The organism is Paraliomyxa miuraensis (assembly GCF_026337845.1).
GTDB classification, from domain to species: domain Bacteria; phylum Myxococcota_A; class Polyangia; order Nannocystales; family Nannocystaceae; genus Paraliomyxa; species Paraliomyxa miuraensis.
On record NZ_JAOVZF010000161.1, the window covers coordinates 454,874 to 470,130 of the forward strand.

12 protein-coding genes are annotated in these 15,257 nt (G+C 72.4%); 5 read left to right on the forward strand and 7 right to left on the reverse strand.

Annotation, left to right across the window (positions count from 1 at the left end):
• From OEB96_RS37255 to OEB96_RS37270, 4 genes are all read left to right on the forward strand, one after another.
• Nucleotides 1-1,632 (forward strand): MYXO-CTERM sorting domain-containing protein (locus tag OEB96_RS37255; RefSeq protein WP_266221648.1); only part of this gene is annotated, 1,632 nt, incomplete at its 5' end.
• A 149-nt stretch (nucleotides 1,633-1,781) separates the two neighbouring features.
• The gene (locus OEB96_RS37260) at nucleotides 1,782-3,158 is read left to right on the forward strand and encodes a lipopolysaccharide biosynthesis protein (protein WP_266221649.1); all 1,377 of its coding nucleotides are present in this window, start codon (nucleotides 1,782-1,784) and stop codon (nucleotides 3,156-3,158) included.
• Entirely contained in the window at nucleotides 3,155-4,573 is a 1,419-nt protein-coding gene (locus OEB96_RS37265; protein ID WP_266221650.1) for a hypothetical protein, read from the forward strand. The genes OEB96_RS37260 and OEB96_RS37265 overlap by 4 nt, the downstream gene beginning before the upstream one ends.
• Nucleotides 4,574-4,589: 16 nt before the next feature.
• The gene (locus OEB96_RS37270) at nucleotides 4,590-5,864 is read left to right on the forward strand and encodes an O-antigen ligase family protein (RefSeq protein WP_266221651.1); all 1,275 of its coding nucleotides are present in this window, start codon (nucleotides 4,590-4,592) and stop codon (nucleotides 5,862-5,864) included.
• On the opposite strand, the gene OEB96_RS37275 is transcribed toward OEB96_RS37270, so the two are convergent.
• Nucleotides 5,750-6,346, reverse strand: coding sequence for a Uma2 family endonuclease (locus OEB96_RS37275; RefSeq protein WP_266221652.1), 597 nt, complete (start codon nucleotides 6,344-6,346; stop codon nucleotides 5,750-5,752). The two genes, OEB96_RS37270 and OEB96_RS37275, sit on opposite strands and share 115 nt — an antisense overlap.
• Before the next feature lie 71 nt (nucleotides 6,347-6,417).
• Nucleotides 6,418-6,978: a hypothetical protein gene (locus OEB96_RS37280; RefSeq protein WP_266221653.1), complete on the reverse strand. Its 561-nt coding sequence runs from the start codon at nucleotides 6,976-6,978 to the stop codon at nucleotides 6,418-6,420.
• A 46-nt stretch (nucleotides 6,979-7,024) separates the two neighbouring features.
• Between OEB96_RS37280 and OEB96_RS37285 the strand changes: the two genes are divergently transcribed.
• Nucleotides 7,025-8,074 carry a PEGA domain-containing protein gene (locus tag OEB96_RS37285; RefSeq protein WP_266221654.1) on the forward strand — a complete coding sequence of 350 codons (1,050 nt, stop codon included), beginning with the start codon at nucleotides 7,025-7,027 and terminating at the stop codon, nucleotides 8,072-8,074.
• 16 nt (nucleotides 8,075-8,090) lie between these two features.
• Here the strand turns inward: OEB96_RS37285 and OEB96_RS37290 are convergent, their stop codons facing one another.
• The 5 genes from OEB96_RS37290 to OEB96_RS37310 form a co-directional block, all read right to left on the reverse strand.
• Nucleotides 8,091-8,600, reverse strand: coding sequence for an FHA domain-containing protein (locus tag OEB96_RS37290; protein ID WP_266221655.1), 510 nt, complete (start codon nucleotides 8,598-8,600; stop codon nucleotides 8,091-8,093).
• Nucleotides 8,590-10,821, reverse strand: coding sequence for a protein kinase domain-containing protein (locus OEB96_RS37295; protein WP_266221656.1), 2,232 nt, complete (start codon nucleotides 10,819-10,821; stop codon nucleotides 8,590-8,592). The genes OEB96_RS37290 and OEB96_RS37295 overlap by 11 nt, the downstream gene beginning before the upstream one ends.
• A 75-nt stretch (nucleotides 10,822-10,896) precedes the next feature.
• A complete protein-coding gene (locus OEB96_RS37300) occupies nucleotides 10,897-12,468 on the reverse strand; it encodes an RCC1 domain-containing protein (RefSeq protein ID WP_266221657.1) in 1,572 nt (523 codons plus the stop codon).
• A 10-nt stretch (nucleotides 12,469-12,478) separates the two neighbouring features.
• On the reverse strand, nucleotides 12,479-13,651 hold the full coding sequence (locus OEB96_RS37305; protein ID WP_266221658.1) for a glycosyltransferase family 4 protein: 1,173 nt from the start codon (nucleotides 13,649-13,651) through the stop codon (nucleotides 12,479-12,481).
• Nucleotides 13,652-13,661: 10 nt separating this feature from the next.
• Nucleotides 13,662-15,089: an exopolysaccharide biosynthesis polyprenyl glycosylphosphotransferase gene (locus tag OEB96_RS37310; RefSeq protein ID WP_266221659.1), complete on the reverse strand. Its 1,428-nt coding sequence runs from the start codon at nucleotides 15,087-15,089 to the stop codon at nucleotides 13,662-13,664.
• Between the last annotated feature and the right edge of the window lie 168 nt (nucleotides 15,090-15,257).

Below are 15,257 nucleotides of genomic sequence, written 5' to 3' on the forward strand. Positions count from 1 at the left end.
GTGGCCGCCGGCGAGACCTGCGACGACATGGGCGAGTCCCCGACCTGCGATGGCGATTGCACCGCGGTCGTCTGCGGCGACGGCACCACCAACATGGCTGCCGGCGAGGCCTGCGACGACATGGGTCCGTCGCCGACCTGCAACGCCGACTGCACCGTGGCCGGCTGCGGCGATGGCATCGTCAACATGGCCGCCGGCGAGCAGTGCGACGACATGGGCGAGTCGGCCACCTGCGACGCCGACTGCACACCGGTCAGCTGCGGCGACGGCGTCACCAACATGACCGCCGGCGAGCAGTGCGACGACATGGGCGAGTCGGCGGCTTGCAACGCCAACTGCACCCCGGCCATGTGCGGCGACATGGTGATCAACATGGCCGCGGGCGAGCAGTGCGACGACGGCGGGCGCTCGGCCACGTGCAACGCCAACTGCACGATCGCCGGCTGCGGCGACGGCTTCGTCAACATGACCGCCGGCGAGCAGTGCGATGGCAACGGCCTGGGCATGGGAGGCGAGACGGCCACCTGCGATCTCGACTGCACCGACGCGATGTGCGGCGATACGGTGGTCAACGCCACCGCGGGCGAGGACTGCGACGACGGGGCCGAGTCGGCCACCTGCAATGCCGACTGCAGCACGGCCCAGTGCGGCGACGCGGTGGTCAACGCCACCGCGGGCGAGGTCTGCGACGACGGCGGCGAGTCGGCGCTCTGCGACGCCGACTGCACTCCCGCCGAGTGTGGCGACATGGTGGTCAACAACATGGCGGGCGAGACCTGCGACGACGGCGGGCGCACGGGCATGTGCGACGCCGACTGCACCGCGGTGAGCTGCGGCGACGGCGTGGTCAATATGACCGCCGGCGAGCAGTGCGACGGCGACGGCATGGGCATGCCGGGAGAGACCGCCACCTGCGACGACGACTGCACCGACGCGATGTGCGGCGACATGGTGGTCAACGCGGCCGCGGCCGAGGACTGCGACGACGGCGGCGAGTCGGTCACCTGCGACGACGACTGCACGCCGGCCGAGTGCGGCGACGGCACGACCAACGCGACCGCGGGCGAGCAGTGCGACGACGCGGGCGAGTCCGAGAGCTGCAACACCGACTGCACGACCGCGGCGTGCGGCGACGGCATCGTCAACACCGCCGCCGGCGAGGACTGCGACGAGATGGGCGAGTCGCAGGAGTGCGACGACGACTGCACCATGGCCGAGTGTGGCGACGGCACCATGAACGCCGCCGCCGGCGAGGAGTGCGACGACGGCAACGCCGACGATGACGATGGGTGCTCGTCGGTGTGCTTGCTCGAGGAGGGCGACACGACCAGCGGCACCGGCACCGGCACCGGTACCGGCACCGGCGACTCGGGGCTCGACGACACGGCCGGCTCTTCGGGGGGCGAGACGGGAGTGGAGACCAGCGGCCCGTTCTCCACCACCACCGAGAGCACTTCGACCGGCGAGGGAACCGACACCGAGACCGCCGGCGCCTCCGGAGGCGGGGTGCTCGACGACGGCTGCAACTGCGTGGTCGGGAACGAGGGCCAGCGCCGCAGCGGCATGCTGTGGTCGCTGCTCGGCCTGCTCGGCCTGGGTGCAATCCGCCGCCGGCGCAACGCGCAGCAGTAGCGTGCGGCCTGCCGGCCCCCGCGGCGCTCGATCGCGCCGCGGGTCGCCGTCCCGCGTCACCGGGTCGCCGCCACGGGTCGCCGTCCCGCCGTCCCGCGTCGTCCCGGGTCAACCGGGCGGCCCTTGGCGCGTGCTGACGTGACCGGCCCGTGCCCGACGCTCCCGCGCCCCCCGAACCGACGCCGTCGCGACCCCTGTGGCACGACGCAGCGTGGTCGTTGCTGGGTGAGGCGGGGTACGCGGCGGGCCTGCTCGCCACGGTGGTGCTGCTGGCCCGCCTCGGCTCGGAGCAGACCCTCGGGCAGTACACGCTGGGCATGGCCCTGGCGACGCCGGCCATCCTCCTCACCAACCTGCACCTGCGCCCGGCCTACGTGGTCGACGAGGGGCGCTGGTGCTTCGAGGAGTACCTGGGACTGCGCCTTTGCACGATCCCCCTGGCGCTCGTGCTCTTGGGCCTTGGCGTGGTGCTGATGGAGCTCGACGTGCGCACGGCCGCGATGGTGATGGCGGTGGGCGGGCTGCGGGCCTGGGAGGCGCTCTCGGACGTGTTGCTCGCGCCCGCGCAGAAGGCCCAGCGCCTGGCTGCCGTGGGGTGCTCGCGCGCGCTGCGGGGCCTGCTGACCGCGATTGGAGTGGGCCTGGGCCCGTGGCTGACCGGAGATCCGCTCGGAGGCATGGTGCTGGCGCTGATCCTGCTGGGCGGCCTGAGCCTGGGGTTCGACCTGGCGGTGGCCCGGCGCCACGCCCCGGGGCCGCTGCGATTGCGGCTGCCCACGGCCGCAATCCTGGGCCTGATACGCCGCACCCTGCCCATCGGGCTGGCCGCCGCGATCCTGGCTGCCAGCACCAACGCACCGGCCTACGCGCTCGAGCGCTTCCACGACGTGGGCACGGTGGGGCGCTTTGGCGCGGTGGCGATCGTGATGATGATGGGTCAGCTGGTCAACGTGGCGCTCGGCAACGCGGCGATTCCCCGCCTGGCCCGCGCCCACCACGAGGGACGCCTGGGCCTGCGACCGATCGGGCGGCTGCTGCTGGCGGTGGCCGTGGTCAACGGCCTGCTCGTGCTCGGAGCGCTGTGCCTCGGCCCCACCATCCTGCGCGTGGTGTACGGCCCGGCCTTCGGAGACCTGGGCTCCGCCCTGCTGCTGGCCGCGGCCGTGGCGTGGGTCGCCGGCCTGGCCAACATCCTGTCGCAGGCGGTGACCGCCGCCGGTCGCTTCGGGCAGCAGCTGGTCATCAACGCGATCGCGCTCTGCGGCAGCGTGGGACTGTCGCTGTGGCTGGTACCCGCCGAGGGCCTGCGCGGAGCCCTGTGGGCGCTGCTGCTGCTGTCGGGGCTGCGGCTGGTCATCTATGCGGCGGTGACCGTGATCGCGAGCCGACCGCTCGAGGAAATCGAGGGGGCGGTCGAGCGTGGTGCCAAGCGGTGTCGACCTCGAACCCGAGCCTCCACGCCGACCCCGAGGGTCGGACGAGCCAAGCCCGCGGCCAGCACGATCACCCGCACGGCACGAGCGTGAGCACGGCTCGCTGGGCCCGGCGCATGCTGGTCCGTCAGCTCAAGCGCGTGCCGTTCCTCCACCGCACCACCAAGGAGCTGTGGGTGGGCGCCAAGCTGCTGCGCGCCCGCCTTCGTCAGGCCGGGGCTCGGCCGCGTGGGCCGATCTGGCTGCAGAGCACGCGACGATTCCCGACCCCGCTGCGTGCGAACGGAGCGCAGGCGCTGAAGGAGCAGCTGCGCGCCCACGGCCTGATCGTGCACGAGGGGCGGCACACGCTGTACGTGCCGCCGCAGCCCGAGCTGGCCGCGCGGCTCGGCCCGGTGGTCGAAGCGTTCCCGCCCGAGTGCGGCTTCAAGCTGCTCAAGCGCTTCGCCGCTCCCGAGCACGCCCGCTACCTGTACCAGGCCGACACGACCGGCGAGGCCGCGCTGCTCGGGGGGATCCACGAGCAAGCCCGTGCCGCGGCCGCCCTGGCCTCGCTGGGCCTGGGCCCGCGGCTCATCGACGTGGTCCACCTCCAGGCGGGAGACCGCGATCTGTGCGCGATGGTGGTCGAGCACGTTCGGGGCCGGCGCCCCACGGTGACCGAGCACGGTCGGCTGCTCGACGCGCTCGACGTGCTCCGCGGCCGCGAGCGCCTCTCGCTGGCCAACCCCAGCCGCTACGACTGCGGCGACTTCGAGGCGCCCGATTGCAACGGCAACCTCATGGTCACCGACGCGGGCGAGCTGCGCTACGTCGATCCCCAGCTGTTCCTGTTCGACCACGCGGCGGTGCTGGGCGACGTGATGGATCGCCACCGCGAGGTGCTGCACTTCGGCGATCGCCTGCGGGTGGTCAAGGGAGGCGAGCGCTTCCTCTACCAGGGCCTGCCGGGCGGCGCCGAGGTGGGCCGACGCGATCCCGACGATCGCTGGCTCGCGCTCGATCCCATGCTGGCCGCCCACGGTGCCTCGCCCCGCGATCGCGTGGTGCTCGACGTGTGCTGCAACGCGGGCCTGATGATGGCGGGCGCGCTGCATCGCGGGGCTCGCTGGGCGGTGGGCTGGGACCTGCCCCCGGTTGCCGCCGCCGCGGCCGAGCTGCTGCCGCTGCTCGGGGCGGGCCGCAGCACGGTGGTGGGTCGTGCCCTGCACGAGGACGTGGAGCTCGCCCCCGACGTCCCCGCGTGGCTGCCCGTCGGCGACGATGCGCTGTGCCTGTTCCTGGCCGCGTGGCACCACGTGGGCTTTCCCCCCGGCGTGGGTGCGCTGCCGTGGCGCTTCTTGGTCTACGAGGGTCGCGAGCACGAGGACGCCGCCACCTGCGACGCCAACGTGGCCACCATGGAGCGACGCTGGCGCTGCCGCGCGGTGGCCTCCCGGGTGATCGCCGACGGCCTGTGCGGGCCGCGACCGCTGGTGCTGCTGGCCCGCGATCGCAGCCCGCGCTGAGGGAGAGCACCGCCCGATGCCCACCCTCGCCTCGCGCCCCGGTGGCCCTGCGCCGGGCCTGGTCCACGGGCTCCTGGCGCTCACCGTGGTCAGCGGGTTCGTGGTGCGGATGGAGCCCGCGCCCTACGACCTGGCGATGGTCGCAACGGTGGGGCTCGGATCGCTGGTGGTGCTGCCGAGGCTGCGGCCGTCGCTCGTGCTGCCCGGGGTGCTCGTGGCGCTGCTGCTGCTGGCCAACGCGATCTCCCTGACGCTGGTGGTGAACCTCGGCCGCGGCGTGGTGTTCTTCGGCGTCACCGCCTACCTGGCCCTGTCGGCGGCATGGATCGCGGGCTGGCTCGAGCGCGACCGCACCCCGCTGCTACGCACGCTGCTGCACGCCTACGCCCTGGCCGCCCTGCTCGGCGGGGCGCTGGGCGTGGCCGCCTACTTCGGGCTCGGGCCCGGGGCCGCGATCATGGTGCCCAAGGGGCGCCTTCAGGGGCTGTTCAAGGACGCCAACGTGCTCGGGGCGTTCATGGTGCCCGCGGTGGTGCTGGCCGCGGCCCGCATGGTGGAGGCCCGACCCGATCGGCTGCGCTGGATCGCCGTGGGGGGCGTGGGCCTGCTGGCGGTGCTCTCGAGCTACTCGCGGGGCGCGTGGATCAACCTGGCGATCTCGCTCTTGGCCTACGTGGGCCTGCGCGTGCTCTCCGGCCGTGCCCGCGCCAGCATGGGCGTGGTGGTGGGCGCCGTGCTCGCGCTGGGCCTGCTGGTGATGGTGATGGACCACCCTACCGTGCATGCCATGCTGGAGATCCGCGCCAGCACGCAGGGCTACGACGACGATCGCTTTGCCAACCAGGCGGCGGGCTTGGCCCTGGCCCTCGAGCACCCGTGGGGCGTGGGTCCCGGCGCCACCGAGGGCACGCTGGCGATCTCGGCCCACAGCCTCTACGTGCGCGCGCTGATGGAGAACGGGGTCCTCGGTCTGTGGTCGATGGCGGGGCTCGTGGGTCTCTCGCTCGCGCGAGCCTCGTGGGCTGCGACGCAGAGCCGCGATCCGGAGACGAGCCGACTGCTGGCGGTGGTCGCCGCGGCGCTGGCCGGAGCCGCGGTGGAGAGCGCGGTGATCGACACCGTGCACTGGCGCCACCTGTGGCTGCTGCTCGCGATGGCCTGGGCCCCGCGCCAGGATCACTCGTCTTCGTCTTCGTCGTCGCCGAACAGCACGCCGACCTGGAGCACGATCGCATCGAAGGGCTCGGCGCGCACCCGCTCGCCGCGCTCGGCCGCCAGGACCAGCAGGTAGCCGCCCTCGGTGAAGCGATGCACCGTGAGGGTCTCGGCCATCGGATCGATGATCCAGTAGTGCGGGATCTCGTGGCGGTGATAGGATCGTAGCTTCTTGACGGTGTCGTTGCCCGCGTTGCTCGGCGAGAGGATCTCGCACACCCAGTCGGGCCGCACCCGCACCGGCGCTTCGGTGGGCAGCTCGGGCAAGCGCTCGCGTCGCCAGCCACACACGTCGGGTCGGTAGAGCTGCTCGGGGGAGAGCTCGACCTCGGTCTCCGAGGCGAACCACCACCCCCCGGGTCCTCCCTTGCCTCCGGGGCGCCGATTGAACGGCCGCAGCAGCTGCGTGGTCGAGGTCTGAGCATGCCCATGCTTGGCGCTGGGCATCGCCTTGCGCACGAGCTCTCCGTCGATGATCTCGTGGAAGCGCTCGTGCTCCGGAATCGCGAGGAGATCCTCGAGCGTGTGGAGAACGACCCGACGCGGCGCGCCCGACATACATCGAGCCTATCTCCCGAGACTCTCGAGCGCCAGCCGGGTCTCGGGGCTTGGGCTTGGTGACCGGAGGCTCACGTGCCCGTGGTCCCGGTGCCGGTTCCTTCCTCGGTGCCGTTCTCGCACAGAGTGTCGGCCCCGCCCGCGTCCGGGTGCTGGCAGGTGAAGCCGGGCCACGAGGCGCAATCCCCGTCGTCGTCGTTGCACGGCAGCAAGCAGTAGCCATGCGCACAGATCAGCCCGTCGGGGCACTCCATGGTGACCCCGCAGAAGACGGCGCAAGTGTCGAGGCACTGGGGGCTGCGGCAGCACGACTGGCCAGCGTCGCAGGTGCCGACCACGGCACAGGGCTGTCCCATGGTGCTCACCGGGCCGGTCGTTCCATCGGTCTCCCCCGTGGAGCCCGTCGCCGTCGTGGTCATGGGCGTGGTGTTGCCGGTGCTCCCACTCGTTGCGGTGCCGTTGCTGGTGCTCGAGGTGGTGGCGGTGGAATCGGACCCCGTGCTCTGGCTACCGGCCGTCTGTGGATCCCAGTAGGGATTCTCGCCGATCAAGCAGCCCGCGAGCGCGAGGCCGAGGATCGACACGCACGTGCCGTGGCCCGGGATCCCGACCACCTTGCCCGACGTCGCCACGCCCCATCGTAGCGTGACCCACGGCGAGCGCGCTACCATCCGCGTCGTGGCGGACGCTGCCCGCAACCGACGGTCTCATCCGCTGCCCTGCACGCGCCTCGGCATGAGGCTGGTCATACGACTGGGCATGGGCCTGGGCATGCTGTCATCGGTCGTGCCCGCCTCGTCGGCATCGGCGGCCGAGCCCCAGCGATCGGTCGTCGTGCTGCCCACCGCGACCGAGGGCGAGGTCAGCCAGGTCGCGATCGATCGCATCGACGAGTCGCTGCGCCGGGGCCTCGCGGCGGGCGGGGTCTCCACCACCGACGGCGGCGAGGGAGCCCCGTGCAGCGACGCCCCGTGCCTGACCGCCCGGGCCACCGCCGCGGGCACGGACACCGCGGTCCAGCTGCGGCTGGTGCTCGAGGGTCGGGACTACCGCATGGAGCTGCTGGCGACCGACCGCGAGGGCAAGCTGCTGTCGGCCGCGGCGGAGTGTGCCATCTGCGGGTTCGACGAGGCCGCCACCGTGGTCGGCGACGAGGCCACCCGCCTGGCCGAGAAGCTGTCGGCCGGCCCCAAGCCCGCGCGCCTCACCGTGGGCACCACCCCGGAGGGGGCCACCGTGTACCTCGATGGCGAGGCGGTCGGCACTTCGCCGCTGTCGTTCGACGTGCCACCGGGCGAGCACGAGCTGCGCCTGGAGAAGGACGGCCACAACGACAAGCAGGCCTCGTACGTCGCGGTGAGCGGAGTCAAGGAGACGCTGTCGTTCGAGCTGGCGGCGACCATCGTCCCGCCGAGCCCCAAGAAGCGGATCGGAGGCTGGATTGCGGTCGGGGCCGGGCTGCTGCCGTTCGCAGGCGGGGTGGCGTTGCTGGCGATCGACGACCGCCCGGTGCCCGGGCGCTGCGACGACCCGGTCAACGTCGACGGGGCCGGCGTGTGCCGCTATCAGTTCACCACGATGCCCGTGGGAGCCGCGCTGCTGGCGGTGGGCTCGGCGAGCATCGCCGCGGGCACGGTGTGGTTGATCGTCGACCGACAGCGCCGCAAGGCCGCACGCGAGCAGGCGTTCGTCGTCCCCGCGGGGCTCGGCCTCGCGGGTCGCTTCTGAGCCCGGCCGGCTCGGCTCACAGCACGTCCCACAGCTCGCCGGGACCGAGGAAGATGAGCTGCGTCGACCCGAACCGGATGCGATCCCAGGGCCTGACCACCACCGCCTCGTTGGGCTGAAGGGTTCGGTCCCCGACCTTGGTCCCGTTGCTCGAGCGCCGGTCGCGGAGCAAGGCCGACGACGCGTCCTCGATGCGGAAGTCGGCGTGGTACTTGGAGATGTCGGCGGAGCGGATGATCAGGTCGCAGTTCTTGGTGCGACCCACGATGATGCGATCCTTGTAGGGATTGGCCCCGCGCTTGAGCAGCGGCATGACGCGGTGGGACGTCGACTGCACGTCGACCAGGCTCGGCGTGGTCTGGGTGCGGAACTCGAAGCCCACGTCCTTGTCGTCTCCCACGAGCAGCACGAACGGGAACGGGTGGCGCTGCATGAAATCGTCGCGCGAGTAGGTCTGCTTGCGCTCGATCCACTTGCTGTCGCTGATCTGGACGCCCTCGTCGAGGGCCTGCTCGTCACTGGCCAACGGTCTTCTCCAGCTTCTCGAGGCGCTTGGCGGCGCTCGGGTGCCCCAGTGCGCGCGCCTTCTCGTAGTGGCGGCGCGCCTCGGCGTACTCCAGGACCTTGAAGTGGGCGTCGCCGAGCAAGATGCGGAGCTTGCCCTGCTCGGGTGCACGCGCCACGGCCCGCTTTGCGAACTCGAGCGACTTGCGATACCGGCCGCGCTCGAAGTAGAGCTCCGACAGGCCCGTGAGCGCGTCTTCGTTGCGAGAGTCGAGCTCGAGCGCGTGGTGATAGAGCTTCTCGGCCTGCTCGAGGCGGTTGGCCGAGAACGCCGCGCGGGCCTCCCTGGCCACCGCCGCCGCCTTGGCGGGATCGCGGGTCGGGCCCCCGTCGCCCGAGGTCGACGGCCGGGAGGAGCCGGTCTTGCCACTGGGGGCCTCGCCGACCGGATCATCGTCGAGCACGGGCTCGCCGTCGGTCGGCTCGCCATCGGTCGGCTCGCCGTCGGTCGGCTCGCCATCGGTCGGCTCGTCGTCGAGCACGGGCTCCTCGAGCGCCTCCACGGCGGTGCCGCGCTGCGTGGAGCGATCGTCGGGGAGCCCGAGGAGCCTGGCCACGTGCTCTCGGGTCCCGAGCGCACCGGGCCCGTGGCGGCTCACGATGGCGGTCAGCTTCTCGTTGCGAAGCTCCTCGTCGGGCTCGGCGAGGGCCACCAGCGACTCCGCCGCCTGCAGCTCGGCGCGTGAGAAGCTGCCCTCCTCGGCCCGCTCGCGAAACGACGCGAGCTCGCCCGTGGTCATGGGCAGCCGCGCGCGCGCATGCTCGTTGGGCGCGAAGATCAGCGCCTCGGCGTAGTACTCGAGCGCGAACGGGCGCCCGCCTTCCTTGTCGTAGTAGCCATCGCCCAGCCGCACCAGCGTGTCGCTGAACTCCTCGCGCAGCTCGCCGGCTCGCTCGGTGGCCGGCTCGGCCGCGTCGCCCTCGGTGCCCTCGAGCTCCCGCACGATGCCATAGGCGGTGGGCGCCTGGGGCTCTTCGATGGGTGGATACACGAAGGCGATCCGAGCCGCGGCCGCCCGCGCATCGATGGTGAGCTGCTCGATGCGATCGCGCTCGGCCGAGGTGGGCTCGCTGCCCACGGTGAGCATGATCGCGCTGGTGACGACCGCCGTGGTCGCTACCGCCGACAGCAACGCCATCACCTGCGTGCGTCGCGAGCGTCGGTCCTTGATCAGCGCGTGGAGCAGCGCCGGCATGTCGGGCCAGCGCTGCTCGGGGTCGAGCGACAGCCCGCGGACGATCGCCCCGCGCAGCCACAGGGGAGCGTCCGGATCCCGCAGCGGCTCGGACCACTCCTGCGCGAGCGTGGTCGAGCGCACCAGCTCGACCGTGCGGCCGCCAAAGGGGCGAGTGCCGTAGAGCGCCTCGTAGAGGCTCACGCAGAACGCATACTGATCGGCACGGGCATCGATGGTCGCGTCGGACGAGTACTGCTCGGGCGCCATGTAGCCCGGGGTTCCGATTCCACCCGAGACGCCCGCGGACGGGCTCCCGGGCAGGACGGAGGCCGCCATCGCGTCGGCGATGCCGAAGTCCAGCACGCGCACTCGGCCATCGCGCCCGATCATCACGTTGCTCGGCTTGAAGTCGCGATAGATGAGCCCGGCCTCGTGGGCGGCGACGAGCCCCTGACCCGCGAGATGGTAGACGTCGCGGATCTCCTTCCACGAGCGCTCCTCGGTGCGGGCCCACTCCCCCAGGGTCCAGCCGTCGATGAGCTCCATCGCGATGAACAGGCGCTCGTCGGCGATGCCGACGTCGAACACCGGCACCACGTTGGGATGGGACAGCCGCGCCATGCTTCGGGCCTCGGCCCGCAGGTTCTCCTGCCGCTGCCGGTCGCCGCCGCTCAGCCCCTTGCGCAGCACCTTGATCGCGATCCGCCGGTCGAGCTCGGGGTCGTAGGCGGAGTACACGATGCCCAGCGCGCCCTTGCCCACCGGGTCGATGATCAAGTAGCGGCCCAGTCGGGTTCCCGACAGCTCTCCGATGTCGTCGACGATCGGGACCTTCGCGACCACGGCCACGTCGGCCGTTGCTGCATCACCACCGAACAAGAGCTCTTGCAGACGCTCGTCGCACGAGGGGCACTGCTCCACGTGCGCCATGGCCACGGCTCGCACCGCGGGCGGCAGCCTGTCCTCGGCCAGGTTGGCCATGGTGGCGTCGTCCAGACACTCCACGGCCGCGCATCCTACCTCAGGACGGGATCTGGGCCGAAAACTGCGTTGAAACGCCCGCAGCGGCATCCTTCGGGACTACGGGGGCAGCAGCGGGACGTCGCCTGCCATGGCCGGGGTCTCGTCGTCCCCGATGGTCTCGAGATCACCGTACCCCAGCCGCCCGTCGCCACCGTTGCCCCAGCATCGCAGCGCACCGCTGTCGATGAGCGCGCAGGTGTAGTTGCCGTCGGCGGCGATCTGCACCACGGGAGCGCCCACGTCCACGTCACCCGCGTCGGCCGGGACCTCGTCGTCTCCCACGTCCTGGGTATTGCCGTAGCCGAGCTGCCCGTGCGTGCCCCAACCCCAGCAGCGCACGGTACCGCCGATCAGCAAGGCGCAGGTGTGGGCGTTGCCGGCGGCGATCTGCACGACCGTGCCACCCACGTTCACGGGGCCCACGCTGGCCGGGGTGTTGGTCTGGCCGATCCATGCGGTGTTGCCGTAGCCCAGGCGGCCGTTGTTGCCGCGGCCCCAGCACCGCACCGCGCCGCCGTCGAGCAGCGCACAGGTATGGAACCATCCGGCAACGAGCGCATGCGTCGGGCCGCCCACGAGCACCGGGCCCACCGAGGCCGGTGTTTCGTCGTCGCCCACGGGCCCGGGCTGGCCCAGGCCGAGCTGACCCGAGGCGTTGCTGCCCCAGCACCGCACCGAGGCGTCGTCGAGCAGCGCGCACGTGTGCTCGGCGCCGGTGGTGACCGAGGCCACGGGACCTCCCACGTCGACCGCCAGGGCTGCGCTCGCGGGCTCGTCGTCGCCGACGGGCGAGGTCACCCCGGGCACGCCCAGCCGCCCCGAGCCCGCGGCGCCCCAGCAGCGCACCGAGCCATCGGCCATCAGCGCGCAGCCGTGGAACGAGCCGCCGCGGGTGTAGACCGCCTGCACGGCCCCACCCAGCGGGACGGCGCCCACGTCGATCGGGAGCTCGTCGTCGCCGATGTCGAAGAGATTGCCGTAGCCGAGCTGCCCCTCCGCCGCGCGGCCGAAGCAGCGAAGGCTGCCGGCCCGCCGCACGCAGGTGTGGCCGATCCCGGTGGCGATCTGCTCGGCCGGCCCGCCGAGCTCCAGCACGGGCGCCGCGCTGGCCGGCTCGTCGTCGCCGATGTTCTCGAGCGAGCCATGCCCCGTGCGACCGTTGTTGCCGTTGCCCCAGCACCGCACCGCGCCGTGGTCGATCACCGCGCACGTGTGATTGCCCCCCAGCGCCACGAAGACGACCCGGGCCAGGGTGCAATCGTCGTGGCATGCATCGTCGTCGTCCGCGTCGGCGTCGTCGCACTCCTCGCCTGGATCGAGCGCGCCGTCGCCACACACGGGAGGCGGCGGGCCGGTGTCGGGATCGAGGGTGGTGCTGCTCGTGGTGGGGTCGAAGGTCGTGCTGGTGCTCGTGCTCGTGCTCGTGTCGGTCCCGCTGTCGAGGATCGGCGGCTCGTCGGTGGTCGACGTGGTCCACGGCTCGTCGGTCGTCATGGTCGACACGGGGTCGTCCGTCGTCGGCGTCACGGTGGAGCTCGAGCCCTCCGTCGATCCCGAGGAGTCGTCGTCGCCCGGCGTCCACACCAGATCGGTGCGCCCGCACGCGGCGAGCACGAGCCACGAGGCCACCGCGTGGCGCCTATGCCGATGCCGCGACATCGCGCTCCCATCCAAGCGGCGCGGGGCCGGACGTGCACAGGCTGCGGTAGACGTCGAGCGTGGCCTCGCGCTGGCGCTCGAAGGAAAAGTGGGTCTCGTAGCGGGTGCGCCCCGCCGCGCCGAGGCGCGCGCGCTGGCGGGGGTCGTCGATCAACGAGCCGAGCGCCCGGGCCCAGGCCCGGCGATCTCGCGGGGGCACCAGCACTCCGGTGCAGCCGGCCTCGACCGCCTCGGGAATGCCCCCCACCGCGCTGGCCACCACCGGCAGGCCCGCGCGCATGCCCTCGAGCACGCACAGCGGCAGGCCCTCGCGATCGGTGGACAGCACCAGCACCGAGGCCGCCGCCAGCCGCTGGGCCACGTCGCCCTGGGTCCCCACGAAGCGGCAGCAATCGGCCAGGCCCAGCGAGGCGACCAGTTGCTCCGCCGCCGCGCGCAGCGGACCATCGCCGATCCACTCCAGGGTGAAGGCCCCCGCCGATCGATGCGCGCGCAGGCGGTGCAGCGCATGCAGCACCGTGAACGGATCCTTGGGCACGTCCAAACGGGCCACGGCACACAGCCGCACGGGGCCCTCGGACGGCCGCGCCCGCAGCGATGCGTCCACGTCGAGCACCCCGTTGTGCACCCGCACCACCTGACCCGCGCGCCCCACCCCGGCGCGCTCGGCCAGGCGGCGGTCGTGCTCGCTCACCGTAATGATGCGATCGGCCAGCGGCGCGGCGAGCCGCTCGACCACGCGATAGACGGCCGCCTGTCGCGGCGGCACGCCCTCCACGAACGGCCAGCCGTGCGCGGTGTAGACCACGGCCGCCCCCAGCCCTCGGGCGGCCAGCCGACCCAGCGCACCGGCCTTGGAGCTGTGCAGGGTCACCAGCTCGGGTGCGAACCGGGCCAGCTCGCGTCGCAGCTCGAGCACCGCCCGGAGATCGCGAACGGGATCGATCGGCGCCACCAGGTGCCGCAGCGACCGCACCTCCACGCCCCGCTGGCGCAGCAGCTCCACGAACGGCCCATGGCCCCCCACCCACACCCGCACCACGTGACCCTCGTCGTGCAGCGCCCCGGCGAGGTCGCGCACGTGGATCTGGGCGCCGCCCACCGCGTCCGAGCGGGTGATGACGAAGGCGATCCGCAGCCGTGTGTCCTTCATGCGCTCGTCCTCACCGCGAGCCGATGCGCGCCAGCATCACGAACATGGTGCGCAGGATGATGTCGAGATCCATCGCCAGGCTGTGGCGACCGACGTAGTAGAGATCGTAGGAGAGCTTGATGGCGGAGGCCTCGACCGATGCGGCATAGCCCTGGTGGATCTGCGCCCAGCCGGTGATCCCCGGCTTGACCAGGTGGCGATAGTCGAAGAACGCGATGTGACGCTGGAGCTCCTGCACGATGGTGGGTTGCTCGGGCCGCGGCCCCACCAGCGACATCTCGCCCCGCAGCACGTTGTAGAGCTGGGGCAGCTCGTCGATCCGGAGCTGGCGCAGCACCCGGCCCACCCGGGTCACCCGCACATCGGAGGCCCCGGCCCAGCGCGCCGGGGCGTCCTTGGGCTGGTGCACCATGGTGCGGATCTTGTAGAGGCGAAACGAGCGGCCGCGATGACCCACGCGATCCTGGGCGAACAGCACGGGGCCCGGTGAATCCAGGCGCACCACGAGCCACAGCCACGGCCACAGCGCTGCCAGGAGCAGCAGGCCCACGGCGGAGACGCCCACGTCGATGCAGCGCTTGAGCCGGTGGACCAGCGGGCGATCGTTCTGCTCGAGTGCGGTGAGCACCCAGCGGGCGTCCACGAGATCGAGCGGGAGGCGACGGGCCGCGTTCATCCATACCGTGCCCGCGGTGGAGATCCGCACGCCCTTGGCCTGCAGCGCCGAGAGGGCGGCCACCCGGGTCTCGCTGACCGGAGTGGTGTCGAGCACGATGGCCCAGGCCACGTCGAGGCCGGGGAGGATCCGGGCCGCATCGCGCAGCCGCCCCAGCACCGGGAGCGACGGGGCGCCGCAGGCCGGGCATGCATCCGGGTTCGGCGGGGCGGGCGGAGCGGGCTGACGAAGGCCGAGGCGGCGATCGGCATCCGCCTCGTCGTCGTGGAGCAGGCCCACCACCCGCAATCGGGTATGCGCCAGCGAGCTCAGGGCACCGGCAAAGCGGCGCTCGACCGGCCCGTCGCCGAGCACCACCACGGGCACGCGCGGCCCCTTCTCCAGGAAGCTCGCATACACCAGGCGCCAGCCCGCCAGCGCCCCGGTCACCGTGATCCCGATGAGCACGAGGGCAATGCGGCCCAGGCCCAGGAACCATACGGTGTGGCTCACCAGCAGCATGGCCACGCTGGTGAGCACGCCCACGGTGGCGCTGCGCACGAGCACGGCGCTGCGGTCGAGCAGCTGGGCCGGATCGTCGAGCGCACAGAGGTAGGCGCCCAGCACGGCGACCGCCACCCCCGCCACCGTCACCACGGTGGTCTGCACGAGGCCGAGCTCGATCCGGGGATGGATGCCCGCGCGAACGAGCCATGCGGCCAGCTCGATCGCCACTGCGACCACCACCGCATCCAGTACGACGAAGCCGATCCGTTTCGACATGCGACCACCCGTTGACGTCCGCGACGGCGCCGTTCGAGACCCGGCCCATGCCGGCTCGCGCGACCCATCGACTCGGTGGCCCGGGACCACCCGGGCCGGCTCGTTGGTGCATCACGTCCGAGGTCGCGCTCGGTTTCCGGTTCGAAGTCGGTCAACCGAGCGGGGCCT